Here is a 14,783-nt window from a genome sequence, read left to right on the forward strand (position 1 = left end):
AAGTCATGACCACCCCCACCGAGAAGCTCGTCGCCGAGGGCGTCAGCATCTGGCTCGACGACCTGTCGCGCGAACGGATCAGCTCCGGCAACCTGGCGGCACTGATCACCGATCGCAACGTCACCGGCGTCACCACCAACCCGACCATCTTCGCCGGTGCGCTTGCGAAGGGCAGCGCCTACGACGAGACGATCCGGGACCTGAAGTCCCAGGGTGCCGACACCGAAACGTCGATCTTCACGATCACGACGACGGATGTGCGTGACGCCGCCGACATCTTCCGCCCCGTCTACGACGCGACCGGCGGCGTAGACGGCCGCGTATCGATCGAGGTCTCCCCCGAGCTCGCTCACGACACCGACGGAACGATCGCCCAGGCGAAGGAACTGTGGAAGGTCGTTGACCGACCGAACGCGCTCATCAAGATCCCGGCGACCAAGGCCGGGCTTCCCGCGATCACCGAGGCTATCGCGTCGGGTATCTCGGTCAACGTGACGCTGATCTTCAGCCTGGAGCGCTACGCGGCGGTCATCGACGCCTACCTCACCGGAATCGAGCAGGCCAAGGCCGCCGGTCACGACATCAGCACCATCCACTCGGTCGCCTCGTTCTTCGTCTCGCGCGTGGACACCGAGGTCGACAAGCGCCTCACGGCTATGGGGACGGATGCCGCGGAGGCGCTGAAGTCACGCGCAGGCATCGCCAACGCCCGCTTGGCATTCGAGCTGTTCGAGAAGGAGTTCGCTACCGAGCGCGCAACGGCGCTCGTCGCCGCCGGCGCCACTGTGCAGCGCCCCCTGTGGGCCTCCACGGGAGTGAAGGACCCCGCGCTTCCCGACACGCTGTACGTCACCGAGCTGGTGGCACGCGGCACCGTGAACACCATGCCCGAGAAGACCCTCGAGGCGACCTACGATCACGCCGACGTCATCGGTGACACGATCACCGGCAACTACGCAGATGCTCACGCCGTGTTCGACGACCTCGCATCGGTGGGTATCGATTTCGCCGACGTCACGCAGGTGCTCGAGGACGAAGGCGTCGAGAAGTTCATCGCCTCGTGGCACGAACTGCAAGCGACGGTGACAACCGCCCTCGAGAACGCGGACGTCTGAGCCGGCGATGGCATTCGACATCCACCTGACCGGGCACGTCAAGTCAGTCGTAGAGGCGACGCTGCCCGGTCTCATCGGCGAACTCGTCGCCTCCGGCCTCACCGCGGGTGACAGCTCGCTGTGGGGCCCGGATGCCGAGGCCGAGGCATCCCGCCGACTCGGGTGGCTCGAGGCCGTCACGGTCTCGCTGCCGCTGGTCCCCCAGATCGTCGCGCTCCGCGAGGAGCTCACGTCCAAGGGTCTGACGCGCATCGTGCTCGCGGGCATGGGCGGTTCTTCGCTCGCCCCCGAGGTGATCGCGCAGACAGCCGGGGTGCCGCTCGTCATCCTGGACTCGACAGCACCCGGTCAGGTGCTCGCCGCCCTCGACGGTGATCCCGAAGCCGGCGGCCTCGAGCGCACCGTTCTCGTGGTGTCCTCCAAGTCCGGGTCCACGGTCGAGACGGACTCCGCAAAGCGTGCCTTCGAGGCTGCCTTCCGGGATCTCGGTATCGACCCGACCGAGCGGATCATCGTGGTCACCGACCCCGGTTCACCGCTGGACGAATCCGCTCGCGCCGACGGATACCGGGTGTTCAACGCCGATCCGAACGTCGGCGGGCGGTATTCCGCGCTGACGGCTTTCGGGCTGGTCCCGGCGGGCCTTGCCGGTGCCGACATCGAGGAGTTGCTCGCCGAAGCCGATGCGACGCTGCTTGAAGTGGCGATCGACAGCCCTGAGAACCCCGCGCTGGTGCTCGCTGCGGCGATCGCCGGCGGCTCTCCACGACGTGACAAGCTCGCGCTCATCAGCGACGGCACGCACATCGTCGGTCTCCCCGACTGGATCGAACAGCTCATCGCAGAATCCACCGGAAAGAATGGCACCGGCATCCTGCCGGTTGTCATGCTGCCCGTCTCCCCCGAGCTCGAGACCAAGCCAGCCGACCTGCAGGTTCTGCGCCTGGTCGACGAGGCTAACGAGTTCCACCTTTTCGAGCACCACCAGGGCGAGATCCTCGTCAGCGGATCCCTGGGAGCGCAGTTCGTCGTGTGGGAGTACGCCACGGCGATCGCGGGCAGGATGCTGGGCATCAACCCGTTCGATCAGCCCGACGTCGAGTCGGCCAAGGAAGCGACGCGGGGACTCCTCGAGCGCACCCCCGAACCGACCCCGCCCGCGTTCACCGTCGACGGCGTCGAGGTGCGGGTCACGGATCCGGCCCTCGCGGCATCCGGCACGATCGCCGGCGTCCTCGATGCGCTGTGGGCACAGCTCCCGGATGACGGCTACGTCTCGGTGCAGGCCTACGTCAACCGCCTCGCCATCCCACAGCTCCAGGGCCTGCGGGAGCTCGTCGCAGCGGACTCGGGCCGGCCCGCCACGTTTGGCTGGGGTCCCCGGTTCCTGCACTCCACGGGGCAGTATCACAAGGGCGGGCCGGCCACCGGCGTGTTCTTGCAGATCGTGGAGCGCACCGATGTGGACGTCGAGATCCCTGGCCGCCCGTTCACCTTCGGCCAGCTGATCGCCGCGCAGGCCGGGGGCGACGCCGCCGTCTTGGCGGCTCACGGACGACCCGTGGTCACGCTCACGCTCACCGACCCCCAGGTCGAGGTCCTTTCCCTATTCGAAGCGGCTCAGTAAGGCATCCCACCCGATGACAGTCGAGATTTCTCGCGGGCACAATCCGCTGCGCGACCCTGAAGACGCACGCCTGAATCGGATCGCGGGGCCCAGTGCTCTCGTGATCTTCGGCGTGACCGGCGACCTCTCTCGCAAGAAGCTCATGCCGGCCGTGTACGACCTCGCCAACCGCGGCCTGCTCCCTCCCGGGTTCGGGCTCGTCGGGTTCGCCCGCCGGGACTGGGAAGATCAGGACTTCGCCCAAGTCGTGCACGATGCGGTGCGGCAGCATGCGCGCACCGCATTCCGCGAGGAGACCTGGCAGCAGTTGCTGCAGGGCATCCGATTCGTGTCGGGCGAGTTCGGCGACGATGACGCCTTCGCGCGTCTGCGCGAGACCGTGCAGAGCCTCGACGAAGAACGCGGCACCATGGGAAACCATGCGTTCTACCTGTCCATCCCCCCGAAGGACTTTCCGGTTGTCGCCCGTCAGCTGCGCACCTCGGGGCTCGTGGATGACACCGCCGACCGGCCGGAGCGCTGGCGCCGCGTCGTCATCGAAAAGCCGTTCGGTCACGATCTCGCCTCGGCCCGCGAGCTCAACGACGCACTGCGCTCAACCTTCCCGGCCGACTCGATCTTCCGGATCGACCACTACCTCGGCAAAGAGACGGTCCAGAACATCCTCGCGCTGCGGTTCGCGAACGAGCTTTTCGAGCCCATCTGGAACCGCAACTACGTCGACCACGTACAGATCACGATGGCCGAAGACATCGGCGTGGGCGGCCGTGCCGGCTACTACGACGGCATCGGGGCGGCGCGCGATGTCATCCAGAACCATCTGCTGCAGCTTCTTGCGCTGACGGCCATGGAGGAGCCCATCAGCTTCGACGCGAGCCACCTGCGTGCCGAGAAAGAGAAGGTTCTCGCGGCCGTCACGCTTCCTGCAGACCTGTCACTCGCGACAGCGCGCGGTCAGTACGCCGGCGGCTGGCAGGGTGGCGAGCACGTCACCGGATTCCTCGACGAAGACGGCATGAAGCCCGATTCGACCACCGAGACTTATGCGGCGTTGAAGCTCGAGATCAACACGCGCCGCTGGGCCGACGTGCCCTTCTACCTGCGCACCGGCAAGCGGCTCGGACGCCGCGTGACCGAGATCGCCGTGGTGTTCAAGCGCGCCCCTGAGCATCTGTTCACGCGGTCGCAGACATCCGGGCTCGGTGAGAACGCGCTCGTGATCCGCGTGCAACCGGATGAGGGCGTCACGATCCGCTTCGGCTCCAAGGTGCCCGGCGCGAGCACCCACGTACGCGACGTCACGATGGACTTCGGCTACGGGCACGCCTTCACCGAGGCCAGCCCCGAGGCCTACGAGCGGCTCATTCTCGACGTTCTGCTCGGCGACCCCCCGCTGTTCCCCCGCCACGAAGAGGTCGAGCTCTCGTGGAAGATCCTCGACCCGGTCGAGGAGTTCTGGGCACAGCAAGGCGGACCGCTCGACCAATACGAACCTGGGTCGTGGGGGCCGAAATCGGCAGACCAGCTCCTTGCCCGCGACGGACGCACCTGGAGGCGGCCATGATCGTCGATCTTCCCGATACGACAGTCAGCAAGATCTCTCGCGCACTCATCGACGTGCGTGAGGAGGGCGGTGCCGTAGCGCTGGGACGAGTGCTCACCCTCATCATCGTCACGACGAACGGCGGCACCGAGGACGGCATCGAGGCAGCCAACGACGCCTCGCGCGAGCATCCGATGCGGGTCATCAGCCTGCGCCTCGACCCCGGGGGCGAGCCGAAGCTGGATGCCGAGATCCGCGTGGGCGGCGACGCCGGCGCGAGCGAGGTCGTCGTGTTGCGCGCCTCTGGCGCTGCAGCATCCAACGTCGAGAGCCTCGTGACCGGTCTGCTGCTGCCCGACGCGCCCGTCGTCGTGTGGTGGCCAGACAACCCGCCCGCGACTCCCTCCCACTCCCCGCTCGGCCGGATCGCACAGCGACGCATCACGGATGCCTCCACCGTGCCCTACGAGACCTCGCGCGTCGCACACCTCGGCGACTGCTACTCGCCGGGCGACACCGACCTCGCCTGGACGCGCCTCACGCACTGGCGCGAGCAGCTCGCCGCCGTGCTCGACCAGCCGCCGTACGAGCCGATCACCGGCGTGGAGGTTCGGGGCGCTGCAACATCGCCCTCGACTGCGCTGTTGGCTGCGTGGCTGCGTCTCACTCTCGGCGTGCCGGTGGACTGGCACTACCTCTCCGCCGACGAATGGAGCGACGGCATCAAGTCGGTCCGCCTCACACGCGCCAGCGGAGACATCGTTCTCGAGCGTTCCTCAGCCGCGATCGCCCGGTTGTCGCAGCCCGGGCAACCGCAGCATGACCTGGTGCTGCCGCGCCGCACACTGCGCGAGTGCCTCGCCGAGGAGCTGCGCCGACTCGATGCAGACCTCTTGTATGGTCGAGTGATCACCGAGGGCTGGGCGCTGCTCGACCCGACACCGTCGCAGGAGACCGATGGTTGAGATCACGAACGAGAAGCGGGTGCTCATCAGCCCCGACCGGACTGCGCTCGCGGAGTACGTGGCGAACCGGTTCCTGCGCCGTATCGAGAAGCAGGCTGATGAACCCGCCGTTCATGTCTCCCTCACGGGCGGAACCATGGGCATCGCGGTGCTCGAGGCTGCTGCGGCAAGCCCGCGGCTTGCGGGCCTCCGCTTCGACAATGTGCACTTCTGGTGGAGCGACGAACGCTTCGTCCCACGTCACGACTCCGAGCGCAACGACAAGCAGGCACGCGAGGCTCTTCTCGATCGACTGGACATCCCGGTAGGCAACATCCACAGCGTTGCCGCCAGCGATGAAGGCGTGGACCTCGACGAAGCTGCGCGCGCCTATGCGGCAGAGCTCGCGCGCTACGGGCAGCCTGGCGGACCCGCGTGGCCCTCGTTCGACATGTGCTTTCTCGGGGTCGGTCCCGACGCCCACATCGCTTCGCTGTTTCCCGATCATCCCGAGATCCGTGACACCGAGCACGCGGTGCTCCCGGTCCGGAATTCGCCCAAGCCCCCGCCCGAACGCGTGACCTTCACCCGACCGGTGATCAACGCGTCGCAGCGCGTCTGGCTGGTCATGTCCGGCCCTGACAAGGCCGCAGCTCTCGGCCTTGCCCTCGCCGGCGCCAACTACACGAGCGTCCCCGCCGGGGGCGCCAAAGGACGGCGACGCACCGTGTTCTTCGTCGACCGAGAAGCGGCCGAGCAAGTTCCCCCGGAGCTGATCGACCAGGAATACTGACCATTCATGACAATGGCCCCGGACCTCCCTCAGGGGAGACCGGGGCCATTGTCATGCAGGCTGCCCTGCGAAAAGTCTCAGAGGCCGCGGCGCTCGCGCAGGGACTTCAGCGCGTCATCCAGGAGCGCGTCGGCTTCTTCTTCCGTGCGACGCTCCTTCACGTAGGCAAGGTGCGTCTTGTACGGCTCAGCCTTCGCCAGCTGAGGCGGGTTGTCTTTGTCGCGACCTGCGGGAAGCCCGGAGTGCGGCGAATCGATCGTCTCGGGGATCTCCTCGTCGGGGATGCCAGCCGCGAAGTAGCGCACAGTCTCGTTGCCGAGGGCATCCCAGTACGAGACGGCGACACGGTCTGCGTGATAGCCGTGATCCTGTTCGCCCATGGGTCCGGCACCCACCCGGGTGCCGCGGATTGCATTGCCGCCGGTTGCCATCAGATCACCTGGAACTTCGTAATGAGGCCAAGTCCCACGATGGTGATGAACCATACGAGGGCCAGCACGATGGTGAATCGGTTGAGGTTTCGTTCTGCCAGACCCGAGGACCCCAGAGCCGACGTCATTCCCCCGCCGAACATGTCGGACAGGCCACCGCCTCGGCCCTTGTGCAGCAGGATCAGCAGGGTGAGCAGCAGGCTCGTGATGCCGAGGATCACCTGCAGGATCAGTTCGAGAATCGCCAAGACGTGAAACCTTTCGTCGCGACGGTGTCTCGTCGCACAAGCGTCCAGTATACGGAAAGAGGCGCGGGATTCGCCTCGGCCCGCCGCGCTGTGGCTGGGCGACCGGTCCTCCGGCTGCCCAGCCACAGCAGTAATCGGAACGGCCCTAGACGCCGACGTGCTTCTGGTAACGGATGATGGCGGCGAACTCATCCACGACGAGACTCGCACCACCCACCAGCGCGCCGTCGACATCCGGCTCGCGCATGAAGCTCGCGATGTTCGCGGCCTTCACCGAGCCGCCATAGAGCACACGAGTGCGCTCGGCAGCGTCTGCGCTCAACGATTCGGCGACGACCGCGCGCAGCTTGGCGCAGACATCCTGAGCCTGGTCGGGAGTAGCTGCCTGGCCCGACCCGATCGCCCATACCGGCTCGTACGCCACAACGATGTCGGCGTCAGCCGGCACGTCAGCAAGAGCGGTCTTCAGCTGCCCGACGGGCACAGCGCTAGCGCCGTACTTCTCGAGGTCCTCCGCGGTCTCACCGACGCAGATGACCGGCACGAGACCGTGTCGCAGCGCAGCCTGAACCTTGCTGGCAACGACCTCGTCGGTCTCGTGGTGGTATTCACGGCGCTCCGAGTGACCGATGATCACGTAGCGCGCGTCGAGCTTCGCAAGAAACGCCCCCGAGATGTCACCGGTGTACGCACCCGAATCCTTCGGCGACAGATCCTGCGCGCCGAGGGCGAACGGGATCTTGTCGGCATCCAGCAGGGTCTGCACGGTCCGCAGATCGGTGAAGGGCGGGAAGACCGCAACCTCGACCGAGCCGTCCTCGTGCTTGGCGTCCTTCAACGTCCAGTGCAACTTCTGGACGAACGCAACGGCCTGCAGGTGGTCGAGGTTCATCTTCCAGTTGCCGGCAATGAGCGGTGTTCTCACTGCTCCCATCCGAGGACCTCCAGTCCGGGTAGCTTCTTGCCCTCGAGGAACTCGAGGCTTGCCCCACCGCCGGTGGAGATGTGGCCGAACTGGTCGTCCGTGAAGCCGAGCTGACGCACGGCGGCTGCCGAGTCGCCACCACCGACGACGCTGAGGCCGTCCACCTCGGTCAGCGCCTGCGCGACGGCCTTGGTTCCCGCGGCGAAGGCAGGCATCTCGAACACGCCCATGGGGCCGTTCCAGAACACGGTCTTGCTCGCACGAATCGCGTCGGCGAAGATCGTCGCCGTGTCGGGGCCGATGTCCAGCCCCAGGCCCGTCGCACCGAACGGGGTCTCCTCGAGCGAGTCGGCAGGAGCGACGACGTGCTCCGCGTCGGCGCTGAAGGATGCAGCCATCACAGCATCCACCGGAAGCACGATCTCGACGCCGCTCTCCTGCGCCGTCGTCATGTACCGGGTGACCGTGTCGATCTGGTCCTCTTCGAGCAGGCTCTTACCAACCTCATAGCCCTGGGCCTTGAGGAAGGTGAACAGCATGCCTCCACCCACCAGGATGCGATCGACGCGCGGCAGCAGGTGCTCGATGACGCCGAGCTTGTCGCTGACCTTCGAGCCGCCGAGCACGACCGTGTAGGGTCGCTCGGGCTTCTCGGTGAGGCGGTCGAGGACGTCGACCTCCTTCTCGATCAGGAAGCCCGCCGCAGACGGCAGGATCTCGGCGAGGTCGTACACGCTCGCCTGCTTGCGGTGCACGACACCGAAGCCGTCCGACACCAGGGCGTCGCCGAGGGATGCGAGCTCGCGGGCGAACGCGCCGCGAATCTCGGCATCCTTCGCCGTCTCCCCCGCGTTGAATCGCAGGTTCTCGATGACCGCGACATCGCCGTCTTCCAGCGCGGCGACGGCGTCGTGAGCCGACTCACCCACGGTGTCACGCGCGAACGCGACGGGCTTGCCGAGCAACTCCGAGAGGCGCTGAGCCACCGGCTCGAGGCTGTACTTCGGGTCGGGTGCCCCATCGGGGCGTCCCAGGTGCGAGCACACGACGAGGCGCGCTCCCTGGTTGATGAGGGCGTTGAGTGTGGGAACGGAGGCCCGCACGCGGCCATCGTCCGTTATGACGCCGTCTTTCAACGGAACATTGAGGTCACAACGGACGATGACGCGCTTGCCGGCCAGCGAACCCAACGAATCGAGGGTGCGCAGAGCCATGTCTGTTACCGGATGCCGAGGCTCAGAGCTTGCTGGCGACGAGCTCGGTGAGGTCGACGAGGCGGTTGGAGTAACCCCACTCGTTGTCGTACCAGGCCGAAACCTTGACGAGGTTGCCGCTGACGTTGGTCTGGCCTGCGTCGAACACCGACGAGTGCGGGTCGTGAACGATGTCGGTCGAGACGATCGCGTCGGTGTTGTACTTCAGGTAGCCAGCCAGAGCGCCCTCGGCAGCAGCCTTCTCGTAGGCGGCGTTGATGGTCTCCTTGGTGAGGCCCTCGGCCGGCGTGATGATCGTGAGGTCCACGATCGAACCGGTGGGAACCGGAACGCGGTACGACGAACCACTCAGCTTGCCGTTGAGCTCGGGCAGCACGAGGCCGATGGCCTTGGCAGCACCGGTGGCAGCCGGCACGATGTTCAGCGCGGCAGCGCGAGCACGGTGCAGATCGCCGTGGGGGCCATCCTGCAGGTTCTGGTCAGCGGTGTACGCGTGAGCGGTCATCATGAAACCGCGCTCGATGCCGAAGTTGTCGTTGAAGACCTTCGCGAGGGGCGCCAGGCAGTTGGTGGTGCACGAGGCGTTGGAGATGACGTGCATCGTGGCGGGGTCGTACTCGCCGTCGTTCACGCCCATGACGAAGGTTCCGTCGACATCCGTGCCGGGTGCCGAGATGAGGACCTTCTTCGCGCCGCCGGCAATGTGCTTGCTGGCGTCAGCCGCCTTGGTGAAGCGGCCGGTCGACTCGATCACGATGTCGACGCCCAGCTCGCCCCACGGGAGGTTCGCGGGGTCGCGCTCTTCGAAGACCTTGATGCTCTTGCCACCGACGGTGATGGAGTCCTCGGTGTACGAAACCTCTTCGCCCAGCCGTCCGCCGACCGAGTCGTACTTGAGGAGGTGGGCGAGCGTCTTGTTGTCGGTGAGGTCGTTCACCGCCACGATGTCGAGGTCCGCGCCCTGCTCCAGAGCTGCGCGGAGGTAGTTGCGTCCGATACGGCCGAAGCCGTTGATACCGATCTTGACAGACACGGTGTCTCCCTGATTCTTATCGCGCCGAAGCGCCGGGGGTCAGCTCCGGATCGACGACCCGGAGAGGGGTGTCATTTGTGGTGTGTGCCAGCAGACAAATGAGGCTGCCGGAGCCCCCGAGCGGGCGAGGGCTCCGCGGCATCCTCACCTGATCATGACCCTAGCAGCAGACCTGCCGTCTTCTCACGAGCCGTGACAAAGCGGTCCTGGACGTTTTGCCAGTTCACGATGTTCCAGAACGCCTTCACGTAGTCAGCGCGGACGTTCTTGTAGTCGAGGTAGTACGCGTGCTCCCACACGTCGAGCATGAGCAGCGGCACGCTGGCGGCGGCGAGCTGGCCCTGCTGGTCGAAGATCTGCTGGATGATGAGGCGCTCACCGATCGAATCCCAGAACAGCGCCGCCCAGCCCGAGCCTTGCACGCCGAGAGCGGCAGCGGTGAAGTGAGCCTGGAACTTGTCGAAGGAGCCGAAGTACTCGTCGATTGCTGCAGCGAGCTCGCCCGTGGGCTTGTCGCCGCCATCGGGCGACATGTTCGTCCAGAAGATCGAGTGGTTGGTGTGACCACCGAGGTTGAACGAGAGGTCCTTCTCGAGCTTGTTGACGTTGGCGAGGTTCCCGGTCTCGCGGGCCTCGGCAAGCTGCTCCAGAGCGGTGTTGGCGCCCGTCACGTACGCCTGGTGGTGCTTGTCGTGGTGCAGCTGCATGATCGTCGCACTGATGTGCGGCTCGAGAGCCGCGTAGTCGTACGGGAGGTCAGGCAGGGTGTAGGTGGCCATATGCTCTTCTCTTCCTGTCGTCGCGGCGCCAGGAATGCCCCGGCGTCGCTGGGGTGACAGTTGCCATCCTAGTGAGGCGGAGCACCCACTCGGCGGGTCTTGCGCGAGAAGACAACAGCCGTTACGTCGCGGTCACCTAGCGGCTGACTCAGTCCAGGGCGCTGGCAGGAACGGCGGATTCCGTTCCGGGAATGCCCTCGGCTGCCGCCTTCTTGTCGGCCATCGCGAGAAGGCGACGGATGCGGCCGGCCACGGCGTCCTTTGTGAGCGGCGGATCGGCGTGGTGACCCAGCTCGTCGAGACTCGCGTCGCGGTGCGCGAGCCGCAGATCACCGGCCTCGCGCAGGTGATCCGGGATGTCTTCACCGAGGATCTCGAGCGCTCGCTCCACGCGTGCACACGCGGCCACCGCGGCCTGAGCCGAGCGACGCAGGTTCGCGTCGTCGAAGTTCACGAGCCGGTTGACGCCGGCGCGAACCTCCCGACGCTGACGCATCTCGTCCCAGTGTGCAGCGACCTGGCGTGCACCCATGACGGCCAGTGCCGTGCGGATGGCATCCCCTTCGCGTACGACAACGCGCGGTGCACCGCGCACCTCGCGCGCCTTCGCGCCGATGCCGAGACGGTGCGCTGCCCCGACCAGGGCCATCGCCGCTTCCGAGGAGGGGCACAGCACATCCAGCGACGCGGATCGTCCGGGGTCGGTCAGGGCGCCGGCGCCCAGGAATGCGCCGCGCCATACGGCGGCGAGGTCGCCGCGCGAACCCGTCGTGAGCTTGTTGGGAAGACCCCGCACGGGCCGGCGCCGCTGGTCGAGCAGGCCGGTTTGACGAGCAAGCGTCTCTCCCCCGTCGATGACGCGCACCGCGAAGAGGGCCCCTGCCCGCGAACCGGATCCCTGCGTCTGGACGATCTCGGGCCGGACGCCGTAGATCTCCATGAGCTCTCGGGCGACCCGCCGAGCAAGCGCCTCCGAGTCGACCTCGGCCTCGACAGCGACGCGGTTGGCGATGGAGTGGAGGCCTCCGGCGAAGCGGAGCAGTGATGTCAACTCAGCGACCCGGGCGCTGGGAAGCGGATCCCGGACTGCGATGAGCTCTGCTTTGACATCGGCCGTCAGCGACACGGGGCTCCTTTCGAGGGTGCCGGCACGGCCGGCGGATGACGCTCTAGCCTACTCGGGCGCACCCCTCGAATTCTCGGCTGTCTCCTGGTTCGGCGCTACTCTCGGCCGAGGTCGCGGTGCTTCACACGCACGGCGACCCCTGCCTCGTCGGCCAGTCGCCGGGCGAGTTCTTCGACCACCACGACCGAGCGGTGCTTGCCTCCCGTGCAGCCGACAGCGACGACCGAATGCCGCTTGTTCTCCCGCTGATAGCCCTGCAGCACGGGCTGGAGGGCTGCGGCGTACGCATCCACAAACTCCCGGGCACCGGGCTGGGCGAGCACGTACTCACGCACCTGCGGGTCCTGCCCCGTGAAAGCACGAAGCGAGGGGTCCCAGTACGGATTGGGTAGAAACCGCATGTCGGCGACCATGTCGGCATCCGTCGGCAAACCGTATTTGAAGCCGAAGCTCATGATCGTGAGCATGTGGCGAGCTGCGCCCTCATCCGAGAAGAGCTCGAAGATCCGCGTCGCGAGTTGGTGCACGTTCAGCGAGGTCGTGTCCACAACGATGTCGGCGCGTTCCCGAATCTCCGAGAGCCGATCTCGCTCGGTGCGGATGCCGTCGATGAGAGTGCCTTCGCCCTGAAGGGGATGCGGGCGTCGCACGGCTTCGAATCGCCGCACGAGCACATCGTCTGAGGCGTCGAGGAAGACGATCCGCACGTTGCGGCGCGAGCGCAACTCCCCGACCTCGGCCGGAAGGGCGGTGAACAGGTCCCGGCCGCGAACGTCGACGACGGCGGCGACTTTCGGCAGCGCGGATGCCGCGATCTCGGACAACTCGAGCATCGGCTTGAGCATCTGCGGTGGCAGGTTGTCGACGACATACCAGCCGAGGTCTTCGAGGGCGTTTGCAGCAGTTGAGCGCCCGGCGCCGGACATTCCGGTCAGGATGAGCACATCACTCGTTGTGGCTGTCGTCTGGTCCATCGGGACCTCTCGTCCTGTGGTGGCGCGGTCTGCGGGCTCGTCAGGCACCGGGCCTCCCGAGCACGGCCAGCCTATCGACTCGCCAGGTGCGCGTGGATCGTGGCGGCAAGCTTCGGGCCGACGCCGGGAAGTTCCTGAATCTCCTCGGGCGTTGCGTTCTTGAGCGCGGTGACCGATCCGAAGTGGCGAAGCAACGCCCGGATACGGGCATCGCCGAGCCCGGGGATCTCGGCGAGCACGGTCTGGATGTCGCGCTTGCGCCTTCCTCGCTGCTTGGTGATAGCGAAGCGGTGGGCTTCGTCGCGCAACCGCTGCAGGAGGTACAGCGCCTCGCTGGTGCGCGGCAGGATCACCGGATAGTCCTCTCCGGGGAGCCACACCTCCTCGAGACGCTTGGCGATGCCGCACAGAGCGATCTCGGAATGGCCCGCGTCGGCTAGCGCCCGTGCCGCGGCGTTGACCTGTGGCTTGCCGCCGTCGACGACGAGCAGCTGTGGGCGGTAGGCGAAGCGGGGGCGGCTGCGGGCCGTCACGACGGTACCCTCGGCGGTCGGGTCCGAGCTGACGGATGGCTCGGTCGCGGCATCCGTCTCGCCCGTCGCGGTTTCGGTGTCAGGCGCCGCATCCCGCTCGTCGTCGATATATGCAAGTCGGCGCATGAGCACTTGATAGAGCGAGTCGGTGTCGTCGGTGGTCTGCGCAACACCGAAGCTTCGGTACTGGTCCTTGCGTGGCAGCCCGTCTTCGAACACGACCATGGAGGCCACCACATTCGTGCCGCTGAGGTGCGAGACGTCATAGCACTCGATCCGCAGCGGCGCTTCGTCGAGACCCAGCGCCTCCTGCAGATCGGTCAGCGCCTGAGAACGCGCGACATAGTCGCTCGTGCGCCGTGTCTTGTGCAGCAGAAGCGCCTGTTGCGCGTTGAGCGCTGCGTTCTTCATGAGGTCGGCCTTCGCGCCGCGCTGCGCGATCTGAATCGTGACGTTTGTGCCACGCTTCTCGCGAAGCCAAGCCTCTAGTTCCGCGGCGTCGTCAGGAAGCGCGGGAACGAGCACCTGCTTGGGGATGTCGGCACGGCCCGAGGGACCGTAGGTCCGCTGCAGGATCTGGTCGACGAGCTCTCCCCCGCTGATGTCCAGTTCCTTCTCGATCGTCGTTGCCCGCACTCCACGCACGCGCCCGCCGCGGATGACGAAGTGCTGCACGGCGGCGGCGAGTTCGTCCTCCGCAATGCCGAACAGGTCGGCATCCGTGTCATCGGGCAGCACGAGCGCACTCTTGTTGAGCACCGCCTCGATGGCCTGGAGCCGGTCGCGAAAGACCGCTGCAGACTCGTAGTCCATCGCTGCTGACGCTTCCTTCATCCGGGCCGTCAGCTGCCGGGTGAAGCGCTGATCACCACCGGACATGAACGCGACGAAGTCGTCGACAATCGCGCGGTGCTCCTCGATCGTCACGCGGCCCGAGCACGGTCCGCCACAGCGGCCGATCTGGCCGGGGAAGCAGGGGCGACCGGTGGCCATCGCTCGCTTGTATGACGAGTCGCTGCAGGTGCGAATCGGGAACACCTTGATCATGAGGTCGATGACCTCATGCACCGCCCACACCTTGGGATACGGACCGAAGTACTTCGCGCCGCGGATCTTGTGGTTTCGCGTCACCATGACCCTCGGAGCTTCATCGGCGAGGGTCACTGCCATGTACGGATAGGACTTGTCATCCTTGTACCGCACGTTAAACGGCGGCGAGAACTCCTGGATCCACATGTACTCCAGTTGCAGTGCCTCGACGTCGCTGCCGACCACCGTCCACTCGACGCCGGTGGCCGTGGTGACCATCCGTCTGGTGCGCTCGTGGAGAGTGTGTAACGGCGCGAAGTAGTTCGAGAGCCTGGCCCGCAGGTTCTTCGCCTTGCCGACGTAAAGGATGCGGCCGGCGTCGTCGCGGAACCGATACACGCCCGGATTGGTCGGGATCTCCCCCGGCGCCGGCCGGTAGGCGAGCTGGGGGTGGGTGGCGCGGGCCACG

14 protein-coding genes are annotated in these 14,783 nt (G+C 66.6%); 5 read left to right on the plus strand and 9 right to left on the minus strand.

Going from position 1 to position 14,783, the window contains the following annotated elements; translation table 11 throughout:
• Window positions 1-5 precede the first annotated feature (5 nt).
• From tal to pgl, 5 genes are read left to right on the plus strand one after another with little or no spacing between them, the layout of a single operon-like run.
• Window positions 6-1,115 carry a transaldolase gene (tal, locus tag ACQVDU_RS04565; RefSeq protein WP_443476330.1) on the plus strand — a complete coding sequence of 370 codons (1,110 nt, stop codon included), beginning with the start codon at window positions 6-8 and terminating at the stop codon, window positions 1,113-1,115.
• 7 nt (window positions 1,116-1,122) lie between these two features.
• Window positions 1,123-2,742, plus strand: a complete 1,620-nt coding sequence (locus ACQVDU_RS04570) for a glucose-6-phosphate isomerase (protein WP_443476331.1) — start codon at window positions 1,123-1,125, stop codon at window positions 2,740-2,742.
• Between the two features lie 13 nt (window positions 2,743-2,755).
• Window positions 2,756-4,306 (plus strand): glucose-6-phosphate dehydrogenase, encoded by a 1,551-nt coding sequence (gene zwf, locus ACQVDU_RS04575; protein WP_292711326.1) that lies wholly within the window; start codon window positions 2,756-2,758, stop codon window positions 4,304-4,306.
• Complete coding sequence (locus tag ACQVDU_RS04580) at window positions 4,303-5,250, plus strand: glucose-6-phosphate dehydrogenase assembly protein OpcA (RefSeq protein WP_443476332.1); 948 nt, start codon at window positions 4,303-4,305, stop codon at window positions 5,248-5,250. Before zwf ends, ACQVDU_RS04580 begins: the two co-directional genes overlap by 4 nt.
• Window positions 5,243-6,022: a 6-phosphogluconolactonase gene (gene pgl, locus ACQVDU_RS04585; protein ID WP_331791232.1), complete on the plus strand. Its 780-nt coding sequence runs from the start codon at window positions 5,243-5,245 to the stop codon at window positions 6,020-6,022. The genes ACQVDU_RS04580 and pgl overlap by 8 nt, the downstream gene beginning before the upstream one ends.
• A gap of 77 nt (window positions 6,023-6,099) precedes the next feature.
• On the opposite strand, the gene ACQVDU_RS04590 is transcribed toward pgl, so the two are convergent.
• From ACQVDU_RS04590 to uvrC, 9 genes are all read right to left on the minus strand, one after another.
• The gene (locus ACQVDU_RS04590; protein WP_292711320.1) at window positions 6,100-6,453 is read right to left on the minus strand and encodes an RNA polymerase-binding protein RbpA; all 354 of its coding nucleotides are present in this window, start codon (window positions 6,451-6,453) and stop codon (window positions 6,100-6,102) included.
• Window positions 6,453-6,701, minus strand: coding sequence for a preprotein translocase subunit SecG (gene secG / locus ACQVDU_RS04595; RefSeq protein WP_292711318.1), 249 nt, complete (start codon window positions 6,699-6,701; stop codon window positions 6,453-6,455). Before secG ends, ACQVDU_RS04590 begins: the two co-directional genes overlap by 1 nt.
• Window positions 6,702-6,846: 145 nt before the next feature.
• Entirely contained in the window at window positions 6,847-7,635 is a 789-nt protein-coding gene (gene tpiA, locus ACQVDU_RS04600) for a triose-phosphate isomerase (protein ID WP_300592528.1), read from the minus strand.
• Complete coding sequence (locus ACQVDU_RS04605) at window positions 7,623-8,840, minus strand: phosphoglycerate kinase (protein WP_443476333.1); 1,218 nt, start codon at window positions 8,838-8,840, stop codon at window positions 7,623-7,625. The genes tpiA and ACQVDU_RS04605 overlap by 13 nt, the downstream gene beginning before the upstream one ends.
• Before the next feature lie 22 nt (window positions 8,841-8,862).
• Entirely contained in the window at window positions 8,863-9,873 is a 1,011-nt protein-coding gene (gene gap, locus ACQVDU_RS04610; protein ID WP_300592534.1) for a type I glyceraldehyde-3-phosphate dehydrogenase, read from the minus strand.
• A gap of 152 nt (window positions 9,874-10,025) precedes the next feature.
• Window positions 10,026-10,652, minus strand: coding sequence for a superoxide dismutase (locus ACQVDU_RS04615; protein WP_292711307.1), 627 nt, complete (start codon window positions 10,650-10,652; stop codon window positions 10,026-10,028).
• 148 nt (window positions 10,653-10,800) lie between these two features.
• Complete coding sequence (whiA, locus tag ACQVDU_RS04620) at window positions 10,801-11,778, minus strand: DNA-binding protein WhiA (protein ID WP_292711304.1); 978 nt, start codon at window positions 11,776-11,778, stop codon at window positions 10,801-10,803.
• Window positions 11,779-11,873: 95 nt separating this feature from the next.
• On the minus strand, window positions 11,874-12,752 hold the full coding sequence (rapZ, locus tag ACQVDU_RS04625) for an RNase adapter RapZ (protein ID WP_300592554.1): 879 nt from the start codon (window positions 12,750-12,752) through the stop codon (window positions 11,874-11,876).
• 71 nt (window positions 12,753-12,823) lie between these two features.
• Window positions 12,824-14,782: an excinuclease ABC subunit UvrC gene (uvrC, locus tag ACQVDU_RS04630; protein WP_300592538.1), complete on the minus strand. Its 1,959-nt coding sequence runs from the start codon at window positions 14,780-14,782 to the stop codon at window positions 12,824-12,826.
• Window position 14,783: the final 1 nt, after the last annotated feature.

The organism is Microbacterium sp. F2 (assembly GCF_052274505.1).
In the GTDB taxonomy this organism is placed as follows: Bacteria; Actinomycetota; Actinomycetes; order Actinomycetales; family Microbacteriaceae; genus Microbacterium.

What these genes read in the sequence shown, in the direction of transcription:
- ACQVDU_RS04605 (WP_443476333.1), bottom strand. Translation starts at nt 8,840, where the DNA reads ATGGCTCTGCGCACCCTCGATTCGTTGGGTTCGCTGGCCGGCAAGCGC.
- tpiA (WP_300592528.1), bottom strand. Translation starts at nt 7,635, where the DNA reads ATGGGAGCAGTGAGAACACCGCTCATTGCCGGCAACTGGAAGATGAAC.
- ACQVDU_RS04590 (WP_292711320.1), bottom strand. Translation starts at nt 6,453, where the DNA reads ATGGCAACCGGCGGCAATGCAATCCGCGGCACCCGGGTGGGTGCCGGA.
- rapZ (WP_300592554.1), bottom strand. Translation starts at nt 12,752, where the DNA reads ATGGACCAGACGACAGCCACAACGAGTGATGTGCTCATCCTGACCGGA.
- pgl (WP_331791232.1), top strand. Translation starts at nt 5,243, where the DNA reads ATGGTTGAGATCACGAACGAGAAGCGGGTGCTCATCAGCCCCGACCGG.
- ACQVDU_RS04615 (WP_292711307.1), bottom strand. Translation starts at nt 10,652, where the DNA reads ATGGCCACCTACACCCTGCCTGACCTCCCGTACGACTACGCGGCTCTC.
- zwf (WP_292711326.1), top strand. Translation starts at nt 2,756, where the DNA reads ATGACAGTCGAGATTTCTCGCGGGCACAATCCGCTGCGCGACCCTGAA.
- tal (WP_443476330.1), top strand. Translation starts at nt 6, where the DNA reads ATGACCACCCCCACCGAGAAGCTCGTCGCCGAGGGCGTCAGCATCTGG.
- ACQVDU_RS04580 (WP_443476332.1), top strand. Translation starts at nt 4,303, where the DNA reads ATGATCGTCGATCTTCCCGATACGACAGTCAGCAAGATCTCTCGCGCA.
- ACQVDU_RS04570 (WP_443476331.1), top strand. Translation starts at nt 1,123, where the DNA reads ATGGCATTCGACATCCACCTGACCGGGCACGTCAAGTCAGTCGTAGAG.